The following is a 22844-nucleotide window of genomic DNA, read 5'->3' as shown; positions in this document are numbered from 1 at the left end:
TAATCCATCAGGCCTAGTTTATACTTAAAGGAAATATATGATTAAAATTTTGGAAAACAGTCTTTTGTTGCGAAAACTCTCTTCTAGACTGATTACGTGTATTAGAAGTAATAAAAGCATTAAAATTAAACTAAAAAAACTTGGAATAATTGGTGGTGATGTTTGGGCGGTGAATAAGGCTGAGGATCAATATAAAGAGCTCTACGCTAAATACTCAGTCAACTTTGAAAGTTTAATTAAAAGCGATAAGCAAAAGGTAGGATTGATTGCACTTCAAGATGATGAAGCAAATGTTTACTTTAAAAAATCTTGTCGAGAACTTAAGCTTGATTATGAAATTTTTGATCCAGTCGATGAAGCGTTTATTGAGAAAATAAAGAGCTCAGATATCCAAAGTTTTTTAGTTAGACCATCACATAAAACACAGCTTTTTCGACAAATGTTTTTAGAAAAAATAGACATGGTCGCTAATGAACTAGGTAAAGAAATATACCCAACGTTCAAGGAACAAAAAATATACGAAGCAAAGCGTTCGCTGGCCTATTTTCTTCAAACAAATAATATTCCACATCCTAAAACTTGGGTTTTTTACAATAAAGAACAAGCAATGAATTTTGTTGAAAATGCTCCTTTGCCTATTGTTTTTAAAACCCATAACGGCGCAGGCGCAAGCGGAGTAGAGATTGTTAAAACCAAAAAACAAGCAATGGCATTAATAAAAACAAGTTTTGATTCCTATTATTTAAACAAAGCCATTACCGACTTCCGCGATATTGATTATGGCTATGTTTTATTCCAAGAGTTTATTGAAGGTGCAAGGGAACACCGAATCATTAAAATTGGCGAGTCTTGGATTGGCCATGAAAAAGCCTTAAACGGCACTTCTGAATTTATGAGCGGTAGTGGCATTAACCTTTGGACATGCCCAACAAATGAAATTTTGGATTTTTGCCGCGAGATAGCGGAAAAGCACAATTTCACAACTATGTGTTTTGATATATTCGAAGATAAACATGGGAATTTTTATGTCAACGAACTGCAAACCTGGTTTGGCAGTTACAATCCTTCTCAAATGTATATTGACGGCGTACCTGGTCGTTTAGTATATAAAGATAATGAATATCGCTTTGAAGAGGGTTTATTCAATCATAACGGAAGTGTTAGTCTTAGGCTAGTTGATATTTTGAACTATAAGAGGAACTAATTTATGGAAATGGGATTTGTTAAACCAAGTTATCCAAATGAAAATAGAGTCGCGCTCTTACCAGAAAATATCAAAAATTGTTTTGGTCAGGTAATTGTAGAAAAAGATTTTGGTGTATCTTTAGGTATATCTGATGCGGAATATGAAAATAGTGGAGCAATAGTTCTAAAAAGGCAAGAAATATTTGAAAGGTGTGATTTTATATATAGTCTTAAACTTTTACAGCCTTGTGACTATGATTTACTTAGAGATGAGCAAGTAATCATTGGTTGGTCACATCCTACTGGTTCGGGCAGTGATTTTTTTAATACAATTTGCCAACAAAGAAAGATAAGAATTGTCGATGTAGATAGCCAGTTTCCTCGAATTTACTATCTTGAACAAGTTAAGGATTTACCCATAATTCCTAAAGGTTTTATTAATGCTAATAGTCGATTGGCAGGTTTTTCATCTGTACAACATGCACTTATGTCTCATGGGCTGGTTTTAGATTGTTCACAAAAAGTCGCACTTCTGTCTGTTGGAAATGTTGCCCAAGGGGCACTTGACTTTTTGCTTAAATTTTCACCGCAGTTGGATATTTTTACTCGCTCAAATATGAATGACTTTATAAAAAAGATCAATCAGTATGATATTATTGTAAACGGCGTTGAAATTGATACCGGTCATATTATTAATAATAATGATAAAATGAGAATAAAAAAAGGTGCGCTTGTAATTGATGCAGCTGCTGATGGTGATGGTGCAATTCAAGGTACGAAATATACAACAATTGAAAATCCAATTTATGTTGAGGATGGTGTTTATTACTATGTTGTTAATAACTCACCTTCGTTATTGTATCGTGAAGCCAGTCTTTTAATTTCAAACAGCTTTACAGAAAACATATACTCAAAAAGTCCTGAAGAATTTATACGGTTTTTGAATTAAATGTCCATTACGCTTATCCGCACCGAAATCCAAACTTTTCAACAATCGCTCTCACCAAAGGTGATTACGATCAAGGAGGATTGGGGTGTGGGCAAAACCTTTGCTTGGAATGCTTGGTTGCAGTTTGTAAAAGATAAACTCAAATCAGCGGCGCCGTTTTTATTGCAAAGCGGGGTTGTGCCACCGCCGAAAACTGCTTGTCAGGATATTTACATTCTCGGTATTGGTGACAAGGCCAAGGTGTCAACGGTTAATGGCAAAATCGACATTCAGTTTAGCCACGAATTTCCGTTTTTAAACGCCAACCGCTTGCAAGCCGATGAAGATTTAATCCTGAAAATGTTGGCCGAAGCGACCATTAGCCGTATTGATGAATCTAAGCCCAGCTTTTTATTTCATAGCGCGGGTAAAGATAGTAACAGCATTGCGTTAGCATTGGCTGAGGCTGGTTGGCAGAATAGGGTGACATTAATCACTCAACAATCGAAGGGTAAGGCTGATGAGAGTTACATAAGTAAAAAAATTGCACAAAAATTAGGTTTTAAACATCAAATCATATATGAAATTGATTTGTTGGAAAGCGAACATAAAAGCTTGATTGATGAATACTTTATTAATGCCCCTTTTCCATGTACTGATACTGTTACGTTAGCTTATCCATTATATACTTATCAAGTCCCATCGTTAAAGCATGCTAATATTATTTTTGGTGATGGGAATGATAGTCACATGATATCCCCACCTGATAAAAGACAGCAATCTGCTTTGCCTTTTTCACAATGGACTTCGAAAGCCTATTTTTTGAGGTCAATAATTAATTCTGAAAATATGTTAAATGCTGTTATTCGAACACCATCAGAATGGTTTGGTATGTCAGGTTTATCGTTTAAAGATAGTAAGAAAATATTTACCCCATCTATTTCAGTTTATTCATACTGGTCTCAAGAGTCTCAAGTAAGGAGCAGTTGGGATATTTTTGATCATAAGTCAGATATTTACTCGACTAGAGCCATTACTGAAAGAATGATTAGAAAGCTACATAACTTTGTTGATGTAAATCATTCATCTTTAATATTGCCTTTCGCAGATGAAAAAGTAGCAAATTATTTTTCTAATATACCGGAAAAATATTTATTTGATCGGGATAGTTTAAAGAATAAGCTAATTTTGAGGAAAGTGCTTAAAGAGCGATTGGATTTAGATTCAGATAAGATTGGAAAAATGGGGTGGACTTATGACTCTTCAAGTGTAGTGCTAAAAAATTGGGATTGGATGATGGGTGAAATAGGCTCATGCAAATTATGGAATGATAAAAATATTTTTTTTGTTTGCGAGCGTTTAAAAAATAAAATGCAGAGTAATCATAAATATGCCGATTTGTCGGGTAAGCTTATATATAGAATTTATCTTATATCTGCTTGGCATAATAAAAATAGGTATATAAATGTCTGAATTTAAAAAAATAACCCTGCTCATTAGCTCCCTCTCTGGCGGCGGTGCAGAAGGTGTATGCGTTAACGTTGCTAACGGTTTGGCGGAGAGTGGCTGGCAGGTTGATTTAGTGGTATTGCATACTAATAATGCCGCTTACCTTGAGCGTGTTAGCCAAAAAGTGAATTTAGTGGTGCTGGGTGTTAACCATGCCCGTAATGCGCCTTTACCTCTATTACGCTATATCCGTAAGCACAAGCCCGCAAAACTGCTGGTGTTTAATTATGAGCTGGCAGTTATTTTGGTCATGCTCCGAAGTCTATTTCGCCTTAAAACGAAAATTATAGCTAGAAACATCAACACTTTTTCAAAAAACACGACAAAGCCACAAGGGATCTGGCGAGGCTATATTGTTAAGCCTTTGATTAACCATTTTTATGGTAAATGTGATCATATAATTAATCAGTGCCAAGCGATGCGCGATGACCTAGTTTCGGTATTCCCACACTTGGCCGATAAAACCAGCGTGATTTATAACCCAGTTGCAAAACATGTTGAAGATTACGCAAGAGCGCATGATTTAACTCAAGTAGTAAAGCAAGACTACCTGCTTTGTGTTGGGCGGTTAGAAAAGCAAAAAGCATTTCATTATGCTATTGAGGGTTTTTCTGGTATTGCGAGTGATTTCCCAAACTTACGCTTAAAAATTGTTGGTCAAGGCAGTTTAGAGCAATCGCTAAAGCAGTGTGCACGAGATTTTGGTGTTGCTAATAGGGTTGATTTTGAAGGTTTTCAAGCCGATATGATCCCTTATTATCTTCATGCTAAAGCCACATTACTCACTTCACTTTATGAAGGTTTCCCAAATGTGCTAATAGAATCAATTACCTTAGGTACTCCGGTGGTTGCATTTGACTGCCCAAGTGGTCCGAGAGAGATTATTCAAGAAGGCGTGAATGGGTATTTAGTAAAGCACCAGTGTAAAGATAGTATTGTTATGGCGCTTAATAAAATGCAATGCAATAAATTTGATACAGAAACGTTATTAGCGACAGCTCAAGCTAACAGCATACGAACTATTCTTTCAAATTATGAACATATGATTGGTAATTATTGATGGCAATATTTTTTGTAGCGTCCAATCCGGTGTTTATTGTTTTTTTAGTATGTGATGCATTTTTTATATAGTAAAGTGTCTCTGAATTTCAATTTCCCAACTGCAATTTTTTATAACAGAGATTTATATGGTGATTTTAACTGGCGATAGAAAAAATTATAAAGGAGAGGGAGGGGCATTTTATAAATTTACTGCTTTATTGTTGTCGTTTTTATATGCCTTTTTACTATCTTATTTTTTGCCTATGGATGATGCGATTAAAGATCGTGCCAATTATTTAGTTTACGCAGGCGGTTCAGATCTAATCATACTGAGGTATATTTCCGGTGGTGTTTTAAGTTTTGTTTTTAACGAGCCGATCTGGTTAAGTATAAATATATTTTTAAGTCTTTTTTTTGCACCAGAGCAAGTTGTTTCATTTGTTATTTTCTTTTCTGCCTCTGTAACTGCTTATTTAATATTACAGGATAACCCAAGGTTTTTTTTATTTTTGCTTTTTTTTCTTATATTCCCACAGGTGATTGGTAAATATGTAGTTCATTTAAGGCAGGGTTTAGCCATAAGTGTTTTTTTGTTGGGTTGGTTTTGTCTATCTATGAAGTTGCGATGGCTCTTATTTATTTCTGCTTCACTAATACATGCTAGTTTCTTCTTTATTATAGCTTTATATATTTTAAGTGTTATTACTCGCAAGCTGAATTTTGCCATAGATCTAAGGTCGTTTGTTATATTTATATTTGGTTTAATCGTTAGTTTTGGGCTTGGTTTTGTCGCGACATTATTAGGTGCAAGGCAGTCCAATGAATACGATTTTAGTGCAGCAGAGGTCAGTGGTCTAGGCTTTATATTTTGGTTGGGCGTTCTAGTACTGTATTGGTTGCAAGGTCGTGAATTTACTAAAAGACACGCGTTTTCAATGACCGTTTTGGTGTTTTATTTAACGACTTACTTCTTTATCGAAGTAACAGGTCGAATTTTTGAAAGTGTAGTTATTATTGTTTTGTTATCGAGCTTAGAACTCACAAACTGGCGTAAAAAGCTATTTATTTTAGCTTGTGTTTTTTTTGTTTTTTTGTCTTGGCTACTTAGAATAAATCAACCCTGGTTGGGTTGGGGAACAGGTTTTTAAATGAAAGTAATACACATAATAACTGGCTTAAATGACGGAGGTGCGGAAGCGGTGTTATATCGCTTATGCGATTTTGATAAATATGATGAACATATTGTTATTTCTATGATGGGGAAAGGTAAATATGGCCCATTATTAGAAAATATTGGTGTTAAGGTTTATTGTTTAGATATGCCAGCAGGGAAAATACAGTTTGCAGCATTAATTAAGCTATACAAGCTCATTCGTCAGCTTAAGCCTGATGTGGTGCAAACATGGATGTATCATGCTGACTTGATTGGTGGCATGATCGCAAGGTTTGCGGGGGTAAAAAACATTGTATGGGGGGTGCATCATACCACTTTGGTAAAAGGTGAATCTAAGCGTTCTACGATTCTAATTGCAAAACTAAATGCCTTAATTTCGTCTTTTATCCCTCGTAAAATTATTTATTGCGCCGAAAAATCACGTCAAGTGCAAGAGTCGATTGGTTTCAGTCCAAAGATTGGGCACGTTGTACCGAATGGTTACAATATTGATGATTTTAAGCCCGACCTTGATGCGGGAATGGCTTTTCGCCAAGAAGTTGGGCTAGCGGAAGAGAAATTTTTAATTGGTCATGTCGGACGGTATCACCCATTTAAAGATTATCCAACACTGGTGAACGCTGTTAGTTTGTTAACTAAAGAAAAGAGTGCCTTAAAAGTGGTAATGGTCGGAGGGGATTTAACCACTGATAACACTCAACTTAATCAGTTGATAAAAGATAATATATGTACTGAACGTATCACGTTACTCGGCAGAAGAAATGATATAACAGCGGTGATGAATGGGTTTGATCTTTTCGTACTTTCTTCTGTTAGTGAAGCTTTTCCTAATGTATTAAATGAGGCTATGGCCTGTGGTACACCTTGTGTCACTACTGATGTTGGTGATGCTGCTGTGATTGTTGGTGATACAGGATGGGTAGTGCCACCAAGAAATCCACAAGCTTTAGCGAACGCGATGTTAGAGGCCATTGAAGAAAAACAAAATAACTCACAAGCTTGGCAAGCTAGAAAACACGCTTGTCGGGAGCGAATTGTTAATAATTTTAGTATTGAGAAGATGGTAGAAGGTTACCAGAAGGTTTGGTTTAATTGATGAATATCGCACTTGTTTCTCAAAATGTCTCGCCAGGTTTTTTGATCTTTAGAAAAGATTTTATTAAGTATCTTGTAGCGCAAGGCCATACTGTTTTTGCCTTCGCGCTTGATTATACGGCTGAAACAAAAGCCGCTGTTGTTGAACTGGGTGCAACCCCCATTGATTATTCGCTAAGTAAGACAGGTATAAACCCTTTTCGTGATTTAAAAGATACTCTGGCACTTTCTAAAAAGCTTAAAGCAGTTCAGCCTGATGTAGTTTTTAGCTTTTTCGTTAAACCATCCATTTATGGGACGTTAGCTGCAAAATTAGCAGGTGTGCCATGTCGTATCGCCATGCTTGAAGGCTTGGGATATATCCATACACCTAGTAAGTCTGGATTCTCGCTTAAAAAGCGGTTGTTGCAATTAGTCCATGGGGGCTTGTGCACCATAGGTTATGCTTTTGCAGACAAGGTGCTGTTTCTTAATCTTGACGACCCTAATGATTTGGCGAAAAAATCACTACTAAATCGTGAAAAGTTACAGGTATTAGGACCGATTGGTCTAGATTTAGATTCTTATCCTTATAAACAGATAGCTACTTTTGAACCTATACGTTTTATTTTTATCGCGCGTCTACTTGCTGACAAAGGTATTTTTGAATACTTGGAAGCTGCCAGAATAGTAAAACAGACCTATCCAAGTGCTGAGTTTATTGTGTTGGGTGGTTTTGACTTTAATAATCCTGCAGCACTGTCTTCATTTCAGATGGATGAGGTGATCGAGGAAGGCATTATCACTTATCCTGGTCATGTTACCAATGTGTCTCAATGGATAGAGGAATCCCATGTTTTTGTACTACCGTCGTACCGTGAAGGCTTTCCCCGCTCTACCCAGGAGGCTATGGCAATTGGGCGGGCTGTGATCACGACAGATGTACCTGGTTGCCGTGAAACGGTAATCGATGGCGTAAACGGTTTTATTGTTCCACCATTCGATTCTGCTATTTTGGCAGAAAAAATGATTTATTTGATAGAGCACCCTGAAGAAATACAGCGTATGGGCGATGAGAGCCATCGTATCGCAAAAGAACGCTTCGATGTGCATAGAATAAATCCAATTCTTGCTGATATTGTTATTGGAAAATAGAGTTTGAAATACCCGTACATCTACTTTGATGCTAAGATCGCATCTACAGCATTGTCGCTTAATTTAATGGATTTAAAGTAGGTTCCTTGTGACAGAAAAAGACATTCCCCGTTATCAGTCAATTCGTGTGTTGTTGGCCTACCGCCTTGTGGACTTGTGTGTGCCATTTTTCATTTTGGCGATTGTCCATTTCTTGCTTAGCTCCCAAACTTGGCACGAGCCTTACACATGGCTAGGCGGCATGGCTGGTTTACTCTTCATGGTGTTTACTCAGCTCTTGGGCGGGTACAGCCGTTTTGTAGAGCGTTCTGTTGCAAAAAAAATCGAAATCGTCTTTAAAACATGGGCTTTCAATGTTTTGCTGTTGATGTTTATTGCCTACCTAAACCTCGCCGTGCTTGGCCTTGCTCGTTCCGTTATATTGGTATGGGTTGTGCTGACGCCCTTTATTATTTTGTTCACTAAAGTGCTGATCAACTACAAAAGCCGTTCTACACAACAAGGTCGTACTGAAGTTTTGGTACTGGGAGATGGTTATCACTTTAATGAATTCGAACTGGCTCAGCTAAAACGACATAATATTCGTCTACACCCCATTGATGAATACGATGAAGATGTATTGCATGAAAAGGTTGAGGCTTTATCGCCAGACTTCTTGGTGATTAATCTGGATAAATCTGCTGAGCATAAACTGGTTAAACAATTAACCCATTTAGACCTGAAAGGCGTACAACTTCTCGCGCTGCACCACTTTATGGAAAACTTTTTGCGCAAATGCTACATCCCATATGAATCGAGTGAGTTAAGTTATTTAGAGCGGATACGTTCTTACGATCGTATTAATTTCCTAGTGAAAAGAGTGCTTGATGTTAGTGCTGCATTATCTTTGGGCTTAATAACTCTTCCTATTATGCTCTATGCGGCCTTAAAAATACGCCGAGAGTCACCTGGCCCTATTATTTTTTCACAAGCTAGGGTGGCGCGTTCAGGTAAAGAGCTTGTTATTTATAAATTCCGTTCAATGCATGTCGATGCTGAAAAAAATGGTGCGCAATTTGCTCAAGAAGATGACCCTAGAGCCTACGAATTTGGTGCTTTCATGCGTAAAACCCGTATTGATGAGTTACCGCAGCTTTGGAATGTTCTTAAAGGTGATTTGCATTTTGTGGGACCAAGGCCAGAGCGTAAGGTTTTCACCGAAAAATTAGAAGAGGATATTCCTTATTATAATGAGCGCCATCTCGTTAGCCCGGGAATAACTGGCTGGGCACAAGTTTTGTACCCCTATGGCGCTAATACCGAAGATGCCCGTCAAAAGCTCATGTACGATTTGTATTATATTAAGCATTGGAGTATTTGGCTGGAAATCGAGACTCTGATTCGTACTGTGTTGGTAGTGTTGGGACGAAAAGGCTTGTAGATAGGCCGAAGATCAAGACCTGAACCCCATCCTAGCCTTGGAGGAGATAAGGGGAAGGGCGTGTTGGTTGCCAGAGTATGGCGGGGGTTGGGCAGTGGGCGATGGGGAAGTAGCCGATGTTGCTGCGGATGCGTTGCGCTACGCTTTGGTGCCAGTGGGGCGAGCGTGTGTGGTTGGGTTGGTCGTTTTCCAGCACGCAGCAGTGTCGTGGGGCGAGGGTGAGTTTTCGCCAGGCGTTTAGGTTGCGCTGTTGGTAGTGTATTTTGCCTAGGTGTTTGGGCTCTATGGTGAGCAGTGGCTGCCAATGGGGCGGCTGTGTTTTGGCTAGGCGTGTTGTTTGATAGCAGGGTTGTTTAGTTTGTTGTTCTATCCAGTTTATTAGGATTCGCAAGGCGATGTCTCCTATTCCATCTCTGCGGTATCCACCGCCAATATCCGAATGCACTCCTGCTAGCCAGATTTCCAGTGCGCGTCCATCGTGGTTGATTAATGTTGGCCGAAAGGCGAGGCGTTGTTCATCTAATGCGACTAAATGCAGCGCGCGATGGACTCCTTCTGGTAATGTGTTGCCATGCTCAAAGACCACTTCTGTGCTGGGGCGTTTTGTTATATCTAAGTTTGGCCAGCCGATGGAGGCGACGGTGTCGATGACGGCTTCTATGATGATAGGGCGATCAATGAGCGGGGTGATGAGCGCGGCAAAACGCCTTGCTAAGGCGGCACCTCGGCTAAAACCGATTAAGACGATGTGGCGAACTGATTGGTTGTAGTGGTTTTTGAAGTCGTGTAAAGCGCGGTTTAGAATGTTGGCTACGTGGCCGGATTCGATGGCAAAGGCGGCGTTGATTTTTTGTTCTAGCCAGCTGCCGTAGGTGCCGATGCCAGCGTAGTAAAAGCTGCGATGGTTTTTTACGCGACCACCCAGTAGCCTGTGAGATTTTAATACATTGGTGATGCTCGAAACGCTGTGTTCTGGTGCGTAGGCGTCACTTGGGCTATTGTCTGTGCCATCGAAATGAAAAAATAACGTCGACATGGGGGCGTCCTCCTTGTTGTGTTGAATACCATCTTCCTGATGACCGAATTGAGCATAACATGGTTTTATTGTTTTGTAGGGAGTGTGTTTTTTTGATTCGCCGGATAACGCCTCGTGCCTCGTCTCATCCGGCCTACGTTGTTGGTTCATGCGGATTTGATGTTTTTTTTACTATGATAGGGATGTTTTTTTATTTGGAGGGCGAGCGTGCGTCTAACTAAGCAGCAAGTAGATGTCATTAAACAAGTGTTATTTAAGCATTTTGGCGAAGGTTCGGAGTTACGGCTTTTTGGCTCAAGAGCTGATGATAATGCGCGTGGCGGGGATATTGATTTGTATATAGAGCCTGACTTACATTCGGCTGATGACATAGTTGAGGCTAAACTAAATGCTTTGGTTGAACTTCATTTGCTGCTTGGTGATCAGAAAATTGATTTGGTGATTAATCGTAAGTCTGGAAGATTTTTGCCTATCTATAAAATCGCAAAAGAGAGTGGTATTCGCTTATGAATAAGGATGTATTTAAGGGGATCGTTGATATTTGCCCATGATTACCCCGATGATCCTGAAATACAATCGGCGTTATTGAATAAAGCGTTCGGTATGGCTGGTCAGTTGTTACGATGTCTAGATCACGTGGTTCGTTTTGCGGCTAAGTATCAATGAGTAAGTTTTGTTGTGCTTGCTGGTTTTAATCGTCACGGTTTTTTGTAGGTAAGCAAGCGCCTCATGCGTCAGATAACGCCTCGTGCCTCGTCTCATCTGACCTACAGGTGATTGGGCGGGTTGATTTTTGTTTAATATATTGTACTATTATTGGATTTATATGTTTTATGTAGGGTATTTTAAACATTATGGATTTTCAGGCGCTGGGGCAATTCGTTAAAAACGCGCGTAAGGCGCGAGGTATTCGTCAGCAGCAGATGGCGGATGATTTGGGGTTGGCGCGTGCGACGTTAAGTGGGTTCGAAAGTGGTCGTGTGGCCGATATTGGTCTTCGTAAAGTGTTGAAAATGTTAGAATATCTGCATTATGAGGTGACACCTCACGCGGTAAGTCGATTGCCCACTTTTGAGTCTTTGTTAGCCGAGCGTGATGATGTCTGAGCTAGACGTTTGTGTTGGCACTCAATCTGTTGCTTGCTTGTCGAAAGAGTCTGATGAGTTTTTACTGAACTACGTCTGTGACGATTCCCCCTCTTTTGTTTCTTTAACTATGCCTGTCCGCGCTAAAAGTTATGTCTCTAACCGGCTCTTCCCGATTTTTGAAATGCATTTGCCAGAGGGCTATTTGCTGTCGGTGATAAAAAAGCATTTTTCAAAACTGACGGCGACGGATGATTTTGGTTTGTTGGCTTTGCTGGCGAGGAAGGTGCAGGGCCGTTTGTCTTATGGGGTCACTTCAAATTTAGGTGATGGCGAGTTTCTTTCGCTGGATGAGGTGTTGCAATCTTCCCAGCCGGATTTGTTCGCTCAGTTGGTGGGGCGTTTTGCTTTGTCTTCGCCTGTCAGTGGTGTGCAGCCTAAAGTGTTGGCGCGTTTAAAAGATACAGCCACTTTGCGGATGGGTCATTATATTGTGAAGTCTTGGGGGGATGATTACCCTGATTTGGCGTTGAATGAATGGCTTTGTATGACGGTACTGAGTAAGGCGGGTCTTGATGTGCCTGAGTTTTATCTGTCGGACGATGAGCGTTGTTTTGTGATGAAGCGCTTTGATGTGACGGAGAGTGGTTATTTAGGGTTTGAGGATTTTTGTGTTTTGCAGGCCAGGTCTCGTGACGATAAATATGCGGGGAGTTACGAGCAGTTGGCGAAGAGTATTGCAACTTTTGTTAGCCCAAGATATCGCAATAAGGCGTTGTTAGATTACTTTAAGACCATGGTGTTGAATCAATGGTTGCAAAATGGTGATGCGCATCTGAAGAATTTTGGTGTGTTGTACTCCTCTATTGAAGATGTCCGTTTGGCGCCAATTTATGATGTGGTGTCAACAACGGTGTATATTTCACAAGATATCCAGGCGTTAACGCTTTTGGGGAGTAAGCGTTGGCGTAGCGTGGCACATTTGGAACGATTTGCCGTTGCACATTGTGGATTAACGCTGAAACAAGCTCGAAGTGCTGTAGCAGAGTGTTTAGCTGGCATGGTTTGGTTGCAAGATGAGGTTAAATTATTACAGAAGCAGACAACGGGTAAGGATTCTAGAGGTCGTTTGTTGGATCACTTTGCTGGTTTAGCAGAGAAAGCGTTGGGGTTGTAGGCCGAATGAAGAGGCAAACCCCATCCGGCGTTAGTGTTTTTTTGTAGGTCGTGCTTTAGCGCGTCAAGGGCTTGAGTTGATGTTGCTAGGCTTTGACGGCCTAAAGGCCAATGACCTACAGGGGATTGGTTTGGGTTGGTGTTGTTAGGTTTTTTGGTTTTTTGGTTTTTTGATTTTTAGGGGGAAGGATGTTTGTTTTGGTGACGGGTGGTGCGGGTTACATTGGTTCGCATACGTGTGTTGAGTTGATTAAGGCGGGTTTTGAGCCGGTTATTGTTGATAATTTGTCGAACAGTAAAGAGGTGGTGTTAGACCGTATTGAGATGATTGCGGGTAAGCGCCCGGTGTTTATGGAAGGCGATATTCGTGATTCCGCTTTTTTGGATGGTGTATTTGCGCAGTATTCTTTTGCGGCGGTGATTCATTTTGCGGGTCTGAAGGCGGTGGGTGAGTCGGTTCAAAAGCCTTTTTTGTATTATGAAAACAATGTTGCTGGAACCTTGAACCTTATCAAGGCGATGGAGCTGGCTGGGCTGCGGAATTTGATTTTTAGTTCGTCTGCGACGGTTTATGGTATGCCTGAGTCTGTGCCGATTCGTGAAGATTTTCCTACTTCTACGCAAAACCCTTATGGGGCGAGTAAGTTGATGGTGGAGGGTATGTTGACCGATTTGGCGAAGGCCAATGGTGAGTGGAATATTGCAACCTTGCGTTACTTTAATCCGATTGGTGCCCATGAGTCGGGTTTGATTGGGGAAGATCCTAAAGGCATTCCGAACAATTTGTTGCCGTTTATTAGCCAAGTTGCGGTGGGTAAATTGGCTTGTTTGAGTGTGTTTGGTGATGACTACGATACGCCGGATGGTACGGGGGTGCGTGATTACATTCATGTGGTGGATTTGGCTCGTGGTCATGTTTGCGCTTTGGAAAAAGTGCTTGGTCAGTCCGGTCATTTTGTGGTGAATCTGGGTACGGGCAACGGCTATTCTGTGTTGGAAATGGTCAAAGCCTTTGAGGCGGTGTCTAATAAATCTATTAGCTATAAGATTGTGGATCGTCGTCCTGGTGATATCGCAACGTGTTATGCGGATCCGGAATTTGCCAAAACGTTTTTGGGATGGCAGGCGGAGTTTGATCTGGCGCGTATGTGCGAAGATTCTTGGCGTTGGCAATCGAATAATCCTAATGGGTTTGATGCGTAGGTTTGGTGTTGTTAGGTTTTTGGTTTGGTGGTTAACCCCTCCCTAGCCCCCTTGAAGATAAGGGGAGGGAATTGTCAGTGATGTGTTTGGTTTGGTGTGATTGGTTTTTTGGTTTGGTTTATCCTAGGAGGGTGTATGCGATTGACTCGGCAAGAGGTTGGTGCGATTGAGACGGCGTTTGCATCTGTTTTTGATACTGGGGAAGTGTTTCTTTTCGGTAGTCGTGTTGATGATGCGAAAAAAGGTGGGGATATTGATTTGTATATACGGCCTTCTCAGTTGTTCGAGGATGTCTTTGCAAAGAAAATTGATTTTTTAGTGACGTTGAAACAGGTTATCGGTGAGCAAAAGGTTGATGTTTTGATTGAGCCTAGAGTGCCGGATAGTTTTCGACAAGAGGTGATACGTTCGGGGTTGTTGTTATGCAAGAGATGATGCGAGAGCGGCTTGAACGCTTATTTTCTGAATGTGATAAACATGTCTTACGCATGAATTCGGCAAAAGCCAAGTTAGCGGCGGTGTTGCCATTAACCTCGGTTGGTTACAGTGCGTTGACGGAAGATGAGATCGAGCATATTGATCAGTTTTTATTTCGTTTTGCCAAGTTGCAAGATGCGATTGGGCAGCGTTTGTTTAAATCCATTTTGCTCTTTTTACAGGAGGATGTGGAAGGCGTGCCCTTTGTGGATATTTTATCAAAGCTTGAGAAGCTACATTTGATCGAGTCATCCGCTCAGTGGCAAATGCTGCGGGAAGTGCGTAATGAAATTGCCCATCAGTATGATGATGCGCCTGAGTTGGCGGCGCAGGCGTTGAATGCAATTTTTGACTCAAAGACATTGCTTGAATCGGTTTATTTGGGCCTGAAAGAAGCCTATTTTAGTAGAAAATAGTTGGTGTTTGGTTGGTATCAGTGGTTTTGTGCCGGATTACATCTTCGTGCCTCGGCTCATCTAACCTACAGGTGATGTGTTTGGGTTGGTGGTTTTAACCCCTCCCTAGCCCTTGAAGATAAGGGGAGGGAATTGTCAGATCACGCCTCGTGCCTCGGCTCATCTGACCTACAGGTGATTGGGTGGGTTGGTGTAGTATTAAAGCGGTAATACACGGCAATCTCAGGATGAGGTTGGCATGAATAAAAGAGGGATTTTAAATGAATGCAAGATCAGTGGATGATCATGATAGCCCGTGGAAAGAGGCATTAGAACAGCGTTTTCCAGAGTTTTTAGCCTTGTTGTTCCCCGATGTTTACGAGCAGGTGGATTGGAGCCAAGGGCGGGAGTTTTTGGATAAAGAGCTCCAGCAGGTTGTTCAAGATGCCGAGCTTGGCCGACGCTATGCCGATAAGCTGGTTAAGGTGTTTGCACGGGATGGCTCGGAAACATTACCGCTTATTCGACCGTTATCAGATGGATGTGGTCAGTTTAGGCGTCCTCGCCGATACCAATCGGAACTTTCGACCCAAAAGCTATCATTGGGGACGCTGGGGTTGCGAGCTAGATTTTCATTTCCCCCGAGTCAAGCTCCTGGATTGGCAAGATCACTGAGCGCAGTTAGAACGCAGTGACAATGTGTTTGCCTTGGTGGTGATGGCGCAACTTCGTGCCAAAAGCAGTAAAAGAGCCGAAGAGCGACAAGCGTGGAAGTTTCAGCTTGTGCAATTAATGTACGAGCGGGGTTATGAACGTGATGTTATATTAGAACTGTTCCGGGTTATTGATTGGATGATACGTTTACCAGACGTTTTAGAACGTCAGTTCTTAGAATCGGTATATCAACTAGAGGAGTCTAAAAAAATGCCTTACGTCACCAGTGCAGAGCGTTTTGGAATTGAAAAAGGAATGCAACAAGGAATGCAGCAGGGAATGCAGCAGGGTGAAGCGGCCATAATGCTGCGATTGATGGCACGCAAATACGGTGTTGACGTGGTGGCGGCTTACCGTGAGCGGATTGAAAAAGCCGATGCTGACACCCTACTGGAATGGTCTGAACGACTCCTCTTCGCCGAGAAAATAGAAGACATTTTTCATTGATGTTCGCCATCCCGCATCAACCAAAACGTAGGTCGTGCTTTAGCGCGTCAAGGGCTTGGTTTTGTGTGATGAGGTTTTTGACGGCCTGAAGGCCGACCTACAGGTTTGGTAGTTTTAACCCCTCCTTAACCCTTGAAGATAAGGGGAGGGAATTGTCAGATCACGCCTCGTGCCTCGGCTCATCTGACCTACAGGTGATTTGGTTTAGCTCCTTTATTTTTCCTTCATTTCCGCGTTTTTATATTTCTTATTCTTGAGTTTTGATAGACTCGGCGAATTATTTCGTTGTTGGCGTTGGTTTGTTGTGGATATTATTCCCGTTATTTTGTCAGGTGGTGTAGGCAGTCGTTTATGGCCATTATCACGCGAATTTTTCGCTAAGCAATGTTTGCCTTTGGTGGATAAGGAACTCAGTCTTTTACAACAAACCTTGCTAAGAACCGCGTCGTTGGACGTGGCGGATCCTATTGTGGTGTGTAATGAAGACCATCGCTTTTTGATTGCGCAGCAGTTGCTGTCTATCGGTGTGACAAAATCCCGTATTGTTTTAGAGCCTAAAGGGCGAAACACGGCGCCTGCGATTGCTTTGGCGGCGTTGGAAGCGTTGCGCAGTGAATCGGATGATGCGTTGATGTTGGTGTTGCCTGCGGATCATGTGATTCGTGATGTTGCGGCGTTTGAAAAGGCGATTTCGCAAGCGGCAGAGTTGGCCAAACAGGATGCCTTGGTGACGTTTGGTGTGCAGCCGACTCGCCCTGAAACGGGCTATGGTTATATTCGTGCGGGTGAGGATTTTGCGGTTGCTGAGTTTGTTGAAAAACCCAATTTGACAACCGCCCAGGCGTATCTGGCGTCGGGTGACTATTTGTGGAACAGTGGGATGTTTTTGTTTAAAGCATCGGCTTTTCTGTCCGAACTGAAGGCACACCGTGACGATATTTACAGTGCGGTGTCAAACGCCTATGAAAATCGTTCTGAGGATTTGGACTTCGTGCGTATTGACGCGGAATTGTTTTCTGCGTGTCCAGAAGAGTCGATTGATTATGCGGTCATGGAGCCAACGAAAAAAGCGAAGGTGGTGCCTTATGTAGGCGACTGGAGTGACATTGGTGCGTGGGATGCGCTGTACGATTACGCCGACAAAGACGCTGATAACAATGTTTTGCTTGGCGATGTGATGGCGGAAGGTTCGACGAATTGTTTGATTCGTTCTGAGTCGCGCTTGGTTGCCGCTGTCGGTGTGCAAGACTTGGTGGTGGTTGAAACGGCGGACGCGGTGTTGGTAATGGACAAAAACAACGCCCAAGATGTGAAGAAGATCGTCAAGCGTATTCAAGCCGAAGGCCGTGAAGAACACATGTATCACACGACGGTGCATCGCCCTTGGGGTACGTATCAGACGGTGGATCTTGGCGGTCGCCATCAAGTGAAGCGCATTATGGTGAAGCCCGGCGAGAAGTTAAGCGTGCAGATGCATCATCATCGTGCTGAGCATTGGGTGGTGGTATCGGGTACGGCGAAGGTGCAGAACGGTGATCGTGAAATACTGCTGACCGAGAACGAATCTACTTATATACCTGTTGGTGTGGTTCATGCTTTGGAAAACCCAGGCAAGATTCCTTTAGAACTGGTGGAAGTGCAGTCAGGCAGCTATTTGGGTGAAGACGATATTGTACGTTTTAGTGATCGCTACGGCCGTTAAGGAAGAATAAATAGGATGATGACGAGTAAGAGACAGGTAAAGCAACTGAGTGATGAGTTAGGTGTCGCTTTTGGTACCAGCGGTGTGCGTGGTTTGGTCAAGGATTTAACGCCGGCGTTGTGTTTCGCTTTTGTTCGGTCGTTTTTGCAATCCGTTTGCCCATCCGCTAAACGTGTAGCGATAGGGATTGATTTACGCCCAAGTAGTCCTGAGATTGCCAAAGCCTGTTTGCTTGCGAGTGAGTCATTCGGTACAGACATTGTGTTTTGTGGTGCGTTGCCAACGCCGGCGTTGGCGTTTTATGCCATGCAAAATAACATGCCCGCTGTGATGATTACGGGCAGTCATATTCCGTTTGATCGTAATGGTATTAAGTTCTACCGCCCGGACGGTGAGATCAGTAAAGCCGATGAAGCGTCTATCTTAGAGGGCTGTGTTGACATCCCTGAGACGGTGTCAGAGCACGTTGCTCAATATGTTTTGCCGAGTGTTGATGCTGCTGCTATTGAGCTTTTTAAACAACGTTACACCGCGCTTTTTCCGTCGACTATGTTGCAAGGCAAGCGTATTGGTGTGTATGAACACTCTAGTGTGGCGCGAGATGTGGTTAAAGAATTATTAGCGCATTTTGGTGCCGACGTTATATCACTTGAACGCACAGAGGCGTTTGTGCCGATCGATACGGAAGCGGTATCAGAAGACGATGTGCAGAAAGGCTTGGCTTGGTCTAAAGAACACACGTTGGATGCCATTATCTCGACCGATGGTGACGGCGATCGCCCGCTGATTGCCAATGAAAAAGGCGAGTGGCTACGTGGGGATATTCTGGGCGTGCTGTGTGCGGATTATTTACACGCCACTCATGTGGCGGCGCCTGTCAATGTAAATACGGTGCTTGAGTTGAGAGGGACACTGCAAAGCCCAGAACGAATCTCGATGAGAACGAGAATTGGCTCGCCTTATGTCATTGCTGGTATGGAGGATCTGTTGCAACAATCCCCAGATGCCAGAGTTGTTGGCTATGAAGCCAATGGTGGCTTTTTGGTCGGTGCCGACTTTGTTGTTAATAATCAAGTATTACACGCTTTACCAACACGAGACTCTGTCTTGCCAGCCTTGATTGTATTGGCCATGTCGTTTGAACAGGCTCGCCCAATCAGCCAATTGACCGCCGAGTTTCCCGCGCGATTCACTGCCAGTGATCGTATTAAAGACATTCCAACAGACGTCAGTAAACAGCTTATAGCCGATATCAAAGCCAGCAAGGCTAAACAAACTGAGCTGTTGTCAGTGATTCAGCCTGAAGGGGAAGTTCTTGACGTGGTTGCCATTGATGAAACAGATGGGCTTCGTATGACACTCAATAGTGGAGATATTGTTCACTTACGGCCGTCTGGTAATGCACCTGAATTGAGGTGTTATGTGGAGAGTAGAAATGACAGTTTTGCTAAAGGCATTATTGATTGTGCTTTCTTTTGGCTTTCTGAAATTATTTCTTCTACTAGATTATAGATAACGAAACCACAACGTAGTTACTGCTTTCTAATTGGTAACTGTATTAGTTTTCTTTACTGATAGTTGCTAGTTCACTTTGCCAAACTGTGGCTACTATACCGGCCATAAATATATTGTAATAAAACACACCTGTCCAAAAATTTTGATAGGATTCAAAGCAGTTCATCACCGTCCAGAAAAAAAACATTGAAGCGAATATATAGCCAAATTCTTTTTCTATTCTTTCTGATTTTATTTCAGTTAACAATGTTTTTCCTATTACTATCCATATAGAAAAGTAAAAAAGTAACCCTATAATACCGTAATTTACTAATATTTCGAGGTAGGTATTATGTAAGTGTCCAAAGCCGTTTCTAACCCATTCAGGGAGTGACTCGGAATGTGACATGACTAATGACTTGCCATTGCTACCCCAGCCAAAAAAAGGCTTTTCTTTAATAAAGTCCGTAGCAGCCATCCAGGAGTGAAGTCGAACGCCAAAACTAGAGTAAGGAACATTGTTAAAATCTAATGCAATAACCGCTGATATAGCTTCCTTCTCAGCCATTACTCTATCGACTATTTTTTCATTGTTTATAAGCATGCTAGTTAACGAGGCTAGTCCAATGAAGAATATACTTATCACCGCTAATTGTTGTTTTTTTGATGATTTTTTTAATTGTTTAATGACTAAATAGGTAGACATGGCAAGTAAAGTGACAATAAGGGCTAGCCAAGCTTGTCGTGACTCATTGACATAGATTACTAATAAACAATAAATAATTAGAAAGGTGATAGGGATGATGGATAATTTATATTTCTTATAGAGTGGTTTTGCAAAGCAACATAGTCCGACGAGAATTGACCCAAAATATAACGCAGTATGTTGAGCATTACGGATTCCGAAATCGATCCTTTGTCCATTAATGCCTTGAATAATTTCATTTAGACCATCACCAGTGACCCAAGGCGATACAAGAACCCCCAGTGCCGCACTACCCCAAACAAACCAAATAGCATTTTTGTATTGAGCAATCCACCATGCTAATGGGATAAAGACAAACCAGCGTGTTATCTTATCGAGCTTAGGAATGTCTTCAGCCCATTCAGGAGTGATTAATTGAGATAAGGCCCATGAAATTAACTGAATTATGATAGCAATCCATAGAAACCGAAAGAGAATGTGACTGTTTACTATTTTGCCATATTTATATAGACCCCAGAGGCCCGTCAGTGTTGCTATTGTTGATGCAATACTTGCAAGCTCCATAAACCCTGTTCGTGAAAATGCATAGATAACGATAGAGACAATACCGAGCATGATTAACCACGTTGGTTGTTCATCTGGCGTTTCACGCTTAAAAAAGTTTTTTATGGCTGAGGACAGCATCTATTTTCTCTTTGTTAATAAGGCACGTTGGGGTTTGAGTATGGCGTTATAGTTTTACGTTGTAGTGATCGCTCAACGCTTGCCATTGTTCTCTATTACCGTCTTGTCTGACGTTGGTTTTTTTCAGGGAAATTTTTTGTGACCCTGCGATGGGGGTGGGTTTGGGCGATGGCATCGATGATCTTCTAACTTCTGTCCCTTGTAAAAAGGACATCATTTTAAACCACAGATCGTCTGCTTTTGGCGTGAGTTTTAGAAAGAGTTCCTGATTCGTTGCATCTGGATGCAAAGCGTGAGCAGGATACAATACTCCGCCATACCCTATTGGCAGCAACTTTGGGTCTGCAATGTTGGCGTCTTTTTGCATTTTCCACTGTTTATAAGGAAGCAATTCGCCATCGGCATCATAACAAATCATGCGGCATTCATTAGCAATAACGCTGTTAGGGTGTTGTTGGTGTTCTTTATAAAGCGATTCTAACCAAGTGCTTGTATAAATAAGGTCATCATCACAGGTTACTAACGTGGTTTCTGGAAATTCGAGCAGTGAATAAATGAGTTTTCTGTGGGAGCAGGTGAGTTCTTTTTGATAGCGGATCTCGAAAATGTCGCCTTCAAGTTCGGTGAGTTTTTTGGGTATTTGATGGCGTAAATCTTCGTTTAACCAGAGTAGTATTTTCTGGGGTTTGGTGGTTTGGTTTAATAAACTGCGAATCGTTAAATCGATAATGTTTAATCGTGATGGAATCGAAGTGAGTGTGACTATTAAAGGTAGAAGCTTGTCTGTGTTCGCTTTAAGCGTTTGCAGAGGTACTCTTTTCAGCCTGTAGGCGGCTTTCATAGCGGGGATATACTCTTTAAGCTTCAACGCTTTTTCCTTTTCGATTCAAGTTCTGAGTTTTTTTATGATGGGGTATTGTCTATCAAGGGATATCTCACATCAATAGCTTTATATAGTAGTCAAATGCTTCTAAACAAAAAAACCGCTTCATGAAAAATGAAGCGGTTTTTTTGAAGAAAATATGGACTTATTTCGCGTCTTCTTTCTCTTCAATACCATGCAGTTCCACAACAAACTTCAGTGCGGCATGCGGTGGGATAGGACCTGTGCCACCAGGGCCGTAGGCTAGGTCTGATGGGATGTACAGTTCGTATTTAGAGCCAACCGACATAAGTTGTAGACCTTCTGTCCAGCCAGGAATAACGCCGTTTAGTGGGAAGGTGATGGCTTCGCCGCGTTTGTACGAGCTGTCGAATACGGTGCCGTCTGTTAGGCTGCCTTCGTAGTCGACTTTAACGGTGTCTGTGGCGCTTGGCTTGTCGCCTTTGCCTTCTGTGATGACTTTATACAGCAAACCTGATTCGGTCTTCTTCACGCCGTCTTCGGCTTCTTTCTCTTTCAACCATGCAGCAGAAGTAGCTTTGGCTTCTTCAGCGGCTTTTTCTTGCTCTGCTTGGACTTTTTCCATTTGCTCTTGCTGGTAGGATTGGATGGTCTTGGTGACTTCATCCATGGTCATTTTGCCTTCTTTTCCTGCAAAGGAATCTTGGAAGCCTGCCATAAAGGTTTTCATATCTAGTTCAGAGAAATCTTGTGACATGCGTGAACCAAACATGGTTCCGATACTGTAGCCTAGACGTTGTTCTTTTGTGTCTAATTTGATTGCACTGTCATCTGCTGCGTACGCAAAAGAAACGGAGGACATAACCAGCGCCGCAATAAGAGTCTTTTTCATAACTATTTTTTTCATAAGGAAAAATGTTCCATTATTTGTGGGTTTATCATTTTGTGATGTAAAGCATTAAGACGGAGCTCGATTCGCATACGCTTATAGAACCGCACATGTTGAGGCGAAAACAAAGCAGTAACCATGATATACGCCTTGTGCTTTGCAAAATCAGATCCGTCGTTTCTTTGTAACATAACTGTTCTAACACAAGCGAGGCGGTTTATGCCAATCTTATGTTCGTACGTTACCAAAGCGACCCCTTCACCTGCACACTTTGTTTGAGTTCCAAAAGATCTTTTTTGTTCCCAGAAACGTCAATTCCTAAGAACGTTTCCACAAAGCACAAGACGTATAATGAGAGTAATCCTCTGTTCTTTTGCCTGACAATCGCTTTTACAAAAGCATGACGGTGTTTGCGAAAGCAGGTTTGTTTGTATTGCGGTCTTTACGGTTTGTTGACTGTCGACTGATGAAGGCCGACCTACAGGTCATTTGTTTGGTGTAGGTCG

General features: G+C 41.9%; 22 protein-coding genes. 18 read left to right on the top strand and 4 right to left on the bottom strand.

Annotated elements, in window-relative coordinates; all coding sequences use genetic code 11:
* Nucleotides 1-37: 37 nt before the first annotated feature.
* The 8 genes from AABA11_RS14105 to AABA11_RS14070 all read left to right on the top strand — a co-directional run bounded on the left by AABA11_RS14105 (nucleotide 38) and on the right by AABA11_RS14070 (nucleotide 9486).
* Complete coding sequence (locus AABA11_RS14105) at nucleotides 38-1204, top strand: ATP-grasp domain-containing protein (RefSeq protein WP_338268924.1); 1167 nt, start codon at nucleotides 38-40, stop codon at nucleotides 1202-1204.
* 3 nt (nucleotides 1205-1207) lie between these two features.
* A complete protein-coding gene (locus AABA11_RS14100; RefSeq protein WP_338268922.1) occupies nucleotides 1208-2134 on the top strand; it encodes a Rossmann-fold NAD(P)-binding domain-containing protein in 927 nt (308 codons plus the stop codon).
* Nucleotides 2135-3586 carry an asparagine synthase-related protein gene (locus tag AABA11_RS14095; protein WP_338268921.1) on the top strand — a complete coding sequence of 484 codons (1452 nt, stop codon included), beginning with the start codon at nucleotides 2135-2137 and terminating at the stop codon, nucleotides 3584-3586.
* A complete protein-coding gene (locus tag AABA11_RS14090) occupies nucleotides 3579-4682 on the top strand; it encodes a glycosyltransferase (protein WP_338268919.1) in 1104 nt (367 codons plus the stop codon). Before AABA11_RS14095 ends, AABA11_RS14090 begins: the two co-directional genes overlap by 8 nt.
* 127 nt (nucleotides 4683-4809) lie before the next feature.
* On the top strand, nucleotides 4810-5811 hold the full coding sequence (locus AABA11_RS14085; RefSeq protein ID WP_338268917.1) for an EpsG family protein: 1002 nt from the start codon (nucleotides 4810-4812) through the stop codon (nucleotides 5809-5811).
* Nucleotides 5812-6933: a glycosyltransferase family 4 protein gene (locus AABA11_RS14080; protein WP_338268915.1), complete on the top strand. Its 1122-nt coding sequence runs from the start codon at nucleotides 5812-5814 to the stop codon at nucleotides 6931-6933.
* Nucleotides 6933-8066 (top strand): glycosyltransferase family 4 protein, encoded by a 1134-nt coding sequence (locus tag AABA11_RS14075; RefSeq protein ID WP_338268913.1) that lies wholly within the window; start codon nucleotides 6933-6935, stop codon nucleotides 8064-8066. Before AABA11_RS14080 ends, AABA11_RS14075 begins: the two co-directional genes overlap by 1 nt.
* An 88-nt stretch (nucleotides 8067-8154) precedes the next feature.
* Complete coding sequence (locus AABA11_RS14070) at nucleotides 8155-9486, top strand: sugar transferase (RefSeq protein ID WP_338268911.1); 1332 nt, start codon at nucleotides 8155-8157, stop codon at nucleotides 9484-9486.
* A 31-nt stretch (nucleotides 9487-9517) separates the two neighbouring features.
* Here the strand turns inward: AABA11_RS14070 and AABA11_RS14065 are convergent, their stop codons facing one another.
* The gene (locus AABA11_RS14065; protein WP_338268909.1) at nucleotides 9518-10522 is read right to left on the bottom strand and encodes a T6SS phospholipase effector Tle1-like catalytic domain-containing protein; all 1005 of its coding nucleotides are present in this window, start codon (nucleotides 10520-10522) and stop codon (nucleotides 9518-9520) included.
* A gap of 207 nt (nucleotides 10523-10729) precedes the next feature.
* On the opposite strand from AABA11_RS14065, the gene AABA11_RS14060 reads away from it, so the two are divergent.
* The 10 genes from AABA11_RS14060 (at nucleotide 10730) to AABA11_RS14015 (ending at nucleotide 19233) form a co-directional block, all read left to right on the top strand.
* Complete coding sequence (locus tag AABA11_RS14060) at nucleotides 10730-11032, top strand: nucleotidyltransferase domain-containing protein (protein ID WP_338268906.1); 303 nt, start codon at nucleotides 10730-10732, stop codon at nucleotides 11030-11032.
* A 344-nt stretch (nucleotides 11033-11376) separates the two neighbouring features.
* Entirely contained in the window at nucleotides 11377-11628 is a 252-nt protein-coding gene (locus tag AABA11_RS14055) for a helix-turn-helix domain-containing protein (RefSeq protein ID WP_338268904.1), read from the top strand.
* Nucleotides 11618-12784 carry a type II toxin-antitoxin system HipA family toxin gene (locus tag AABA11_RS14050; protein WP_338268903.1) on the top strand — a complete coding sequence of 389 codons (1167 nt, stop codon included), beginning with the start codon at nucleotides 11618-11620 and terminating at the stop codon, nucleotides 12782-12784. The genes AABA11_RS14055 and AABA11_RS14050 overlap by 11 nt, the downstream gene beginning before the upstream one ends.
* A gap of 188 nt (nucleotides 12785-12972) precedes the next feature.
* Nucleotides 12973-13986 carry a UDP-glucose 4-epimerase GalE gene (galE, locus tag AABA11_RS14045; protein WP_338268901.1) on the top strand — a complete coding sequence of 338 codons (1014 nt, stop codon included), beginning with the start codon at nucleotides 12973-12975 and terminating at the stop codon, nucleotides 13984-13986.
* A gap of 135 nt (nucleotides 13987-14121) precedes the next feature.
* Nucleotides 14122-14421 (top strand): nucleotidyltransferase domain-containing protein, encoded by a 300-nt coding sequence (locus tag AABA11_RS14040; protein ID WP_338268899.1) that lies wholly within the window; start codon nucleotides 14122-14124, stop codon nucleotides 14419-14421.
* On the top strand, nucleotides 14409-14879 hold the full coding sequence (locus AABA11_RS14035) for a hypothetical protein (RefSeq protein ID WP_338268897.1): 471 nt from the start codon (nucleotides 14409-14411) through the stop codon (nucleotides 14877-14879). The genes AABA11_RS14040 and AABA11_RS14035 overlap by 13 nt, the downstream gene beginning before the upstream one ends.
* A gap of 260 nt (nucleotides 14880-15139) precedes the next feature.
* Nucleotides 15140-15553, top strand: coding sequence for a hypothetical protein (locus tag AABA11_RS14030; RefSeq protein ID WP_338268895.1), 414 nt, complete (start codon nucleotides 15140-15142; stop codon nucleotides 15551-15553).
* A gap of 22 nt (nucleotides 15554-15575) precedes the next feature.
* On the top strand, nucleotides 15576-16019 hold the full coding sequence (locus tag AABA11_RS14025) for a hypothetical protein (RefSeq protein WP_338268893.1): 444 nt from the start codon (nucleotides 15576-15578) through the stop codon (nucleotides 16017-16019).
* Nucleotides 16020-16323: 304 nt separating this feature from the next.
* Nucleotides 16324-17721, top strand: coding sequence for a mannose-1-phosphate guanylyltransferase/mannose-6-phosphate isomerase (locus AABA11_RS14020; protein WP_338268891.1), 1398 nt, complete (start codon nucleotides 16324-16326; stop codon nucleotides 17719-17721).
* 15 nt (nucleotides 17722-17736) lie between these two features.
* Nucleotides 17737-19233 carry a phosphomannomutase gene (locus AABA11_RS14015; RefSeq protein ID WP_338268889.1) on the top strand — a complete coding sequence of 499 codons (1497 nt, stop codon included), beginning with the start codon at nucleotides 17737-17739 and terminating at the stop codon, nucleotides 19231-19233.
* Nucleotides 19234-19279: 46 nt separating this feature from the next.
* Here AABA11_RS14015 and AABA11_RS14010 read toward each other — a convergent pair whose 3' ends face one another.
* The 3 genes from AABA11_RS14010 to AABA11_RS14000 form a co-directional block, all read right to left on the bottom strand.
* Nucleotides 19280-20605, bottom strand: a complete 1326-nt coding sequence (locus tag AABA11_RS14010; protein WP_338268887.1) for an O-antigen ligase family protein — start codon at nucleotides 20603-20605, stop codon at nucleotides 19280-19282.
* 46 nt (nucleotides 20606-20651) lie between these two features.
* Nucleotides 20652-21473 carry a hypothetical protein gene (locus tag AABA11_RS14005; RefSeq protein ID WP_338268885.1) on the bottom strand — a complete coding sequence of 274 codons (822 nt, stop codon included), beginning with the start codon at nucleotides 21471-21473 and terminating at the stop codon, nucleotides 20652-20654.
* A gap of 160 nt (nucleotides 21474-21633) precedes the next feature.
* Nucleotides 21634-22356, bottom strand: coding sequence for a BamJ family beta-barrel-assembly machinery protein (locus tag AABA11_RS14000; RefSeq protein WP_338268883.1), 723 nt, complete (start codon nucleotides 22354-22356; stop codon nucleotides 21634-21636).
* Nucleotides 22357-22844: the final 488 nt, after the last annotated feature.

The sequence above is a fragment of the Marinomonas pontica genome (assembly GCF_036322735.1).
Lineage (GTDB): Bacteria > Pseudomonadota > Gammaproteobacteria > Pseudomonadales > Marinomonadaceae > Marinomonas > Marinomonas pontica.
The sequence above is the reverse complement of the archived record's forward strand: the minus strand, read 5'-3'. Positions and strand labels throughout refer to the sequence as shown.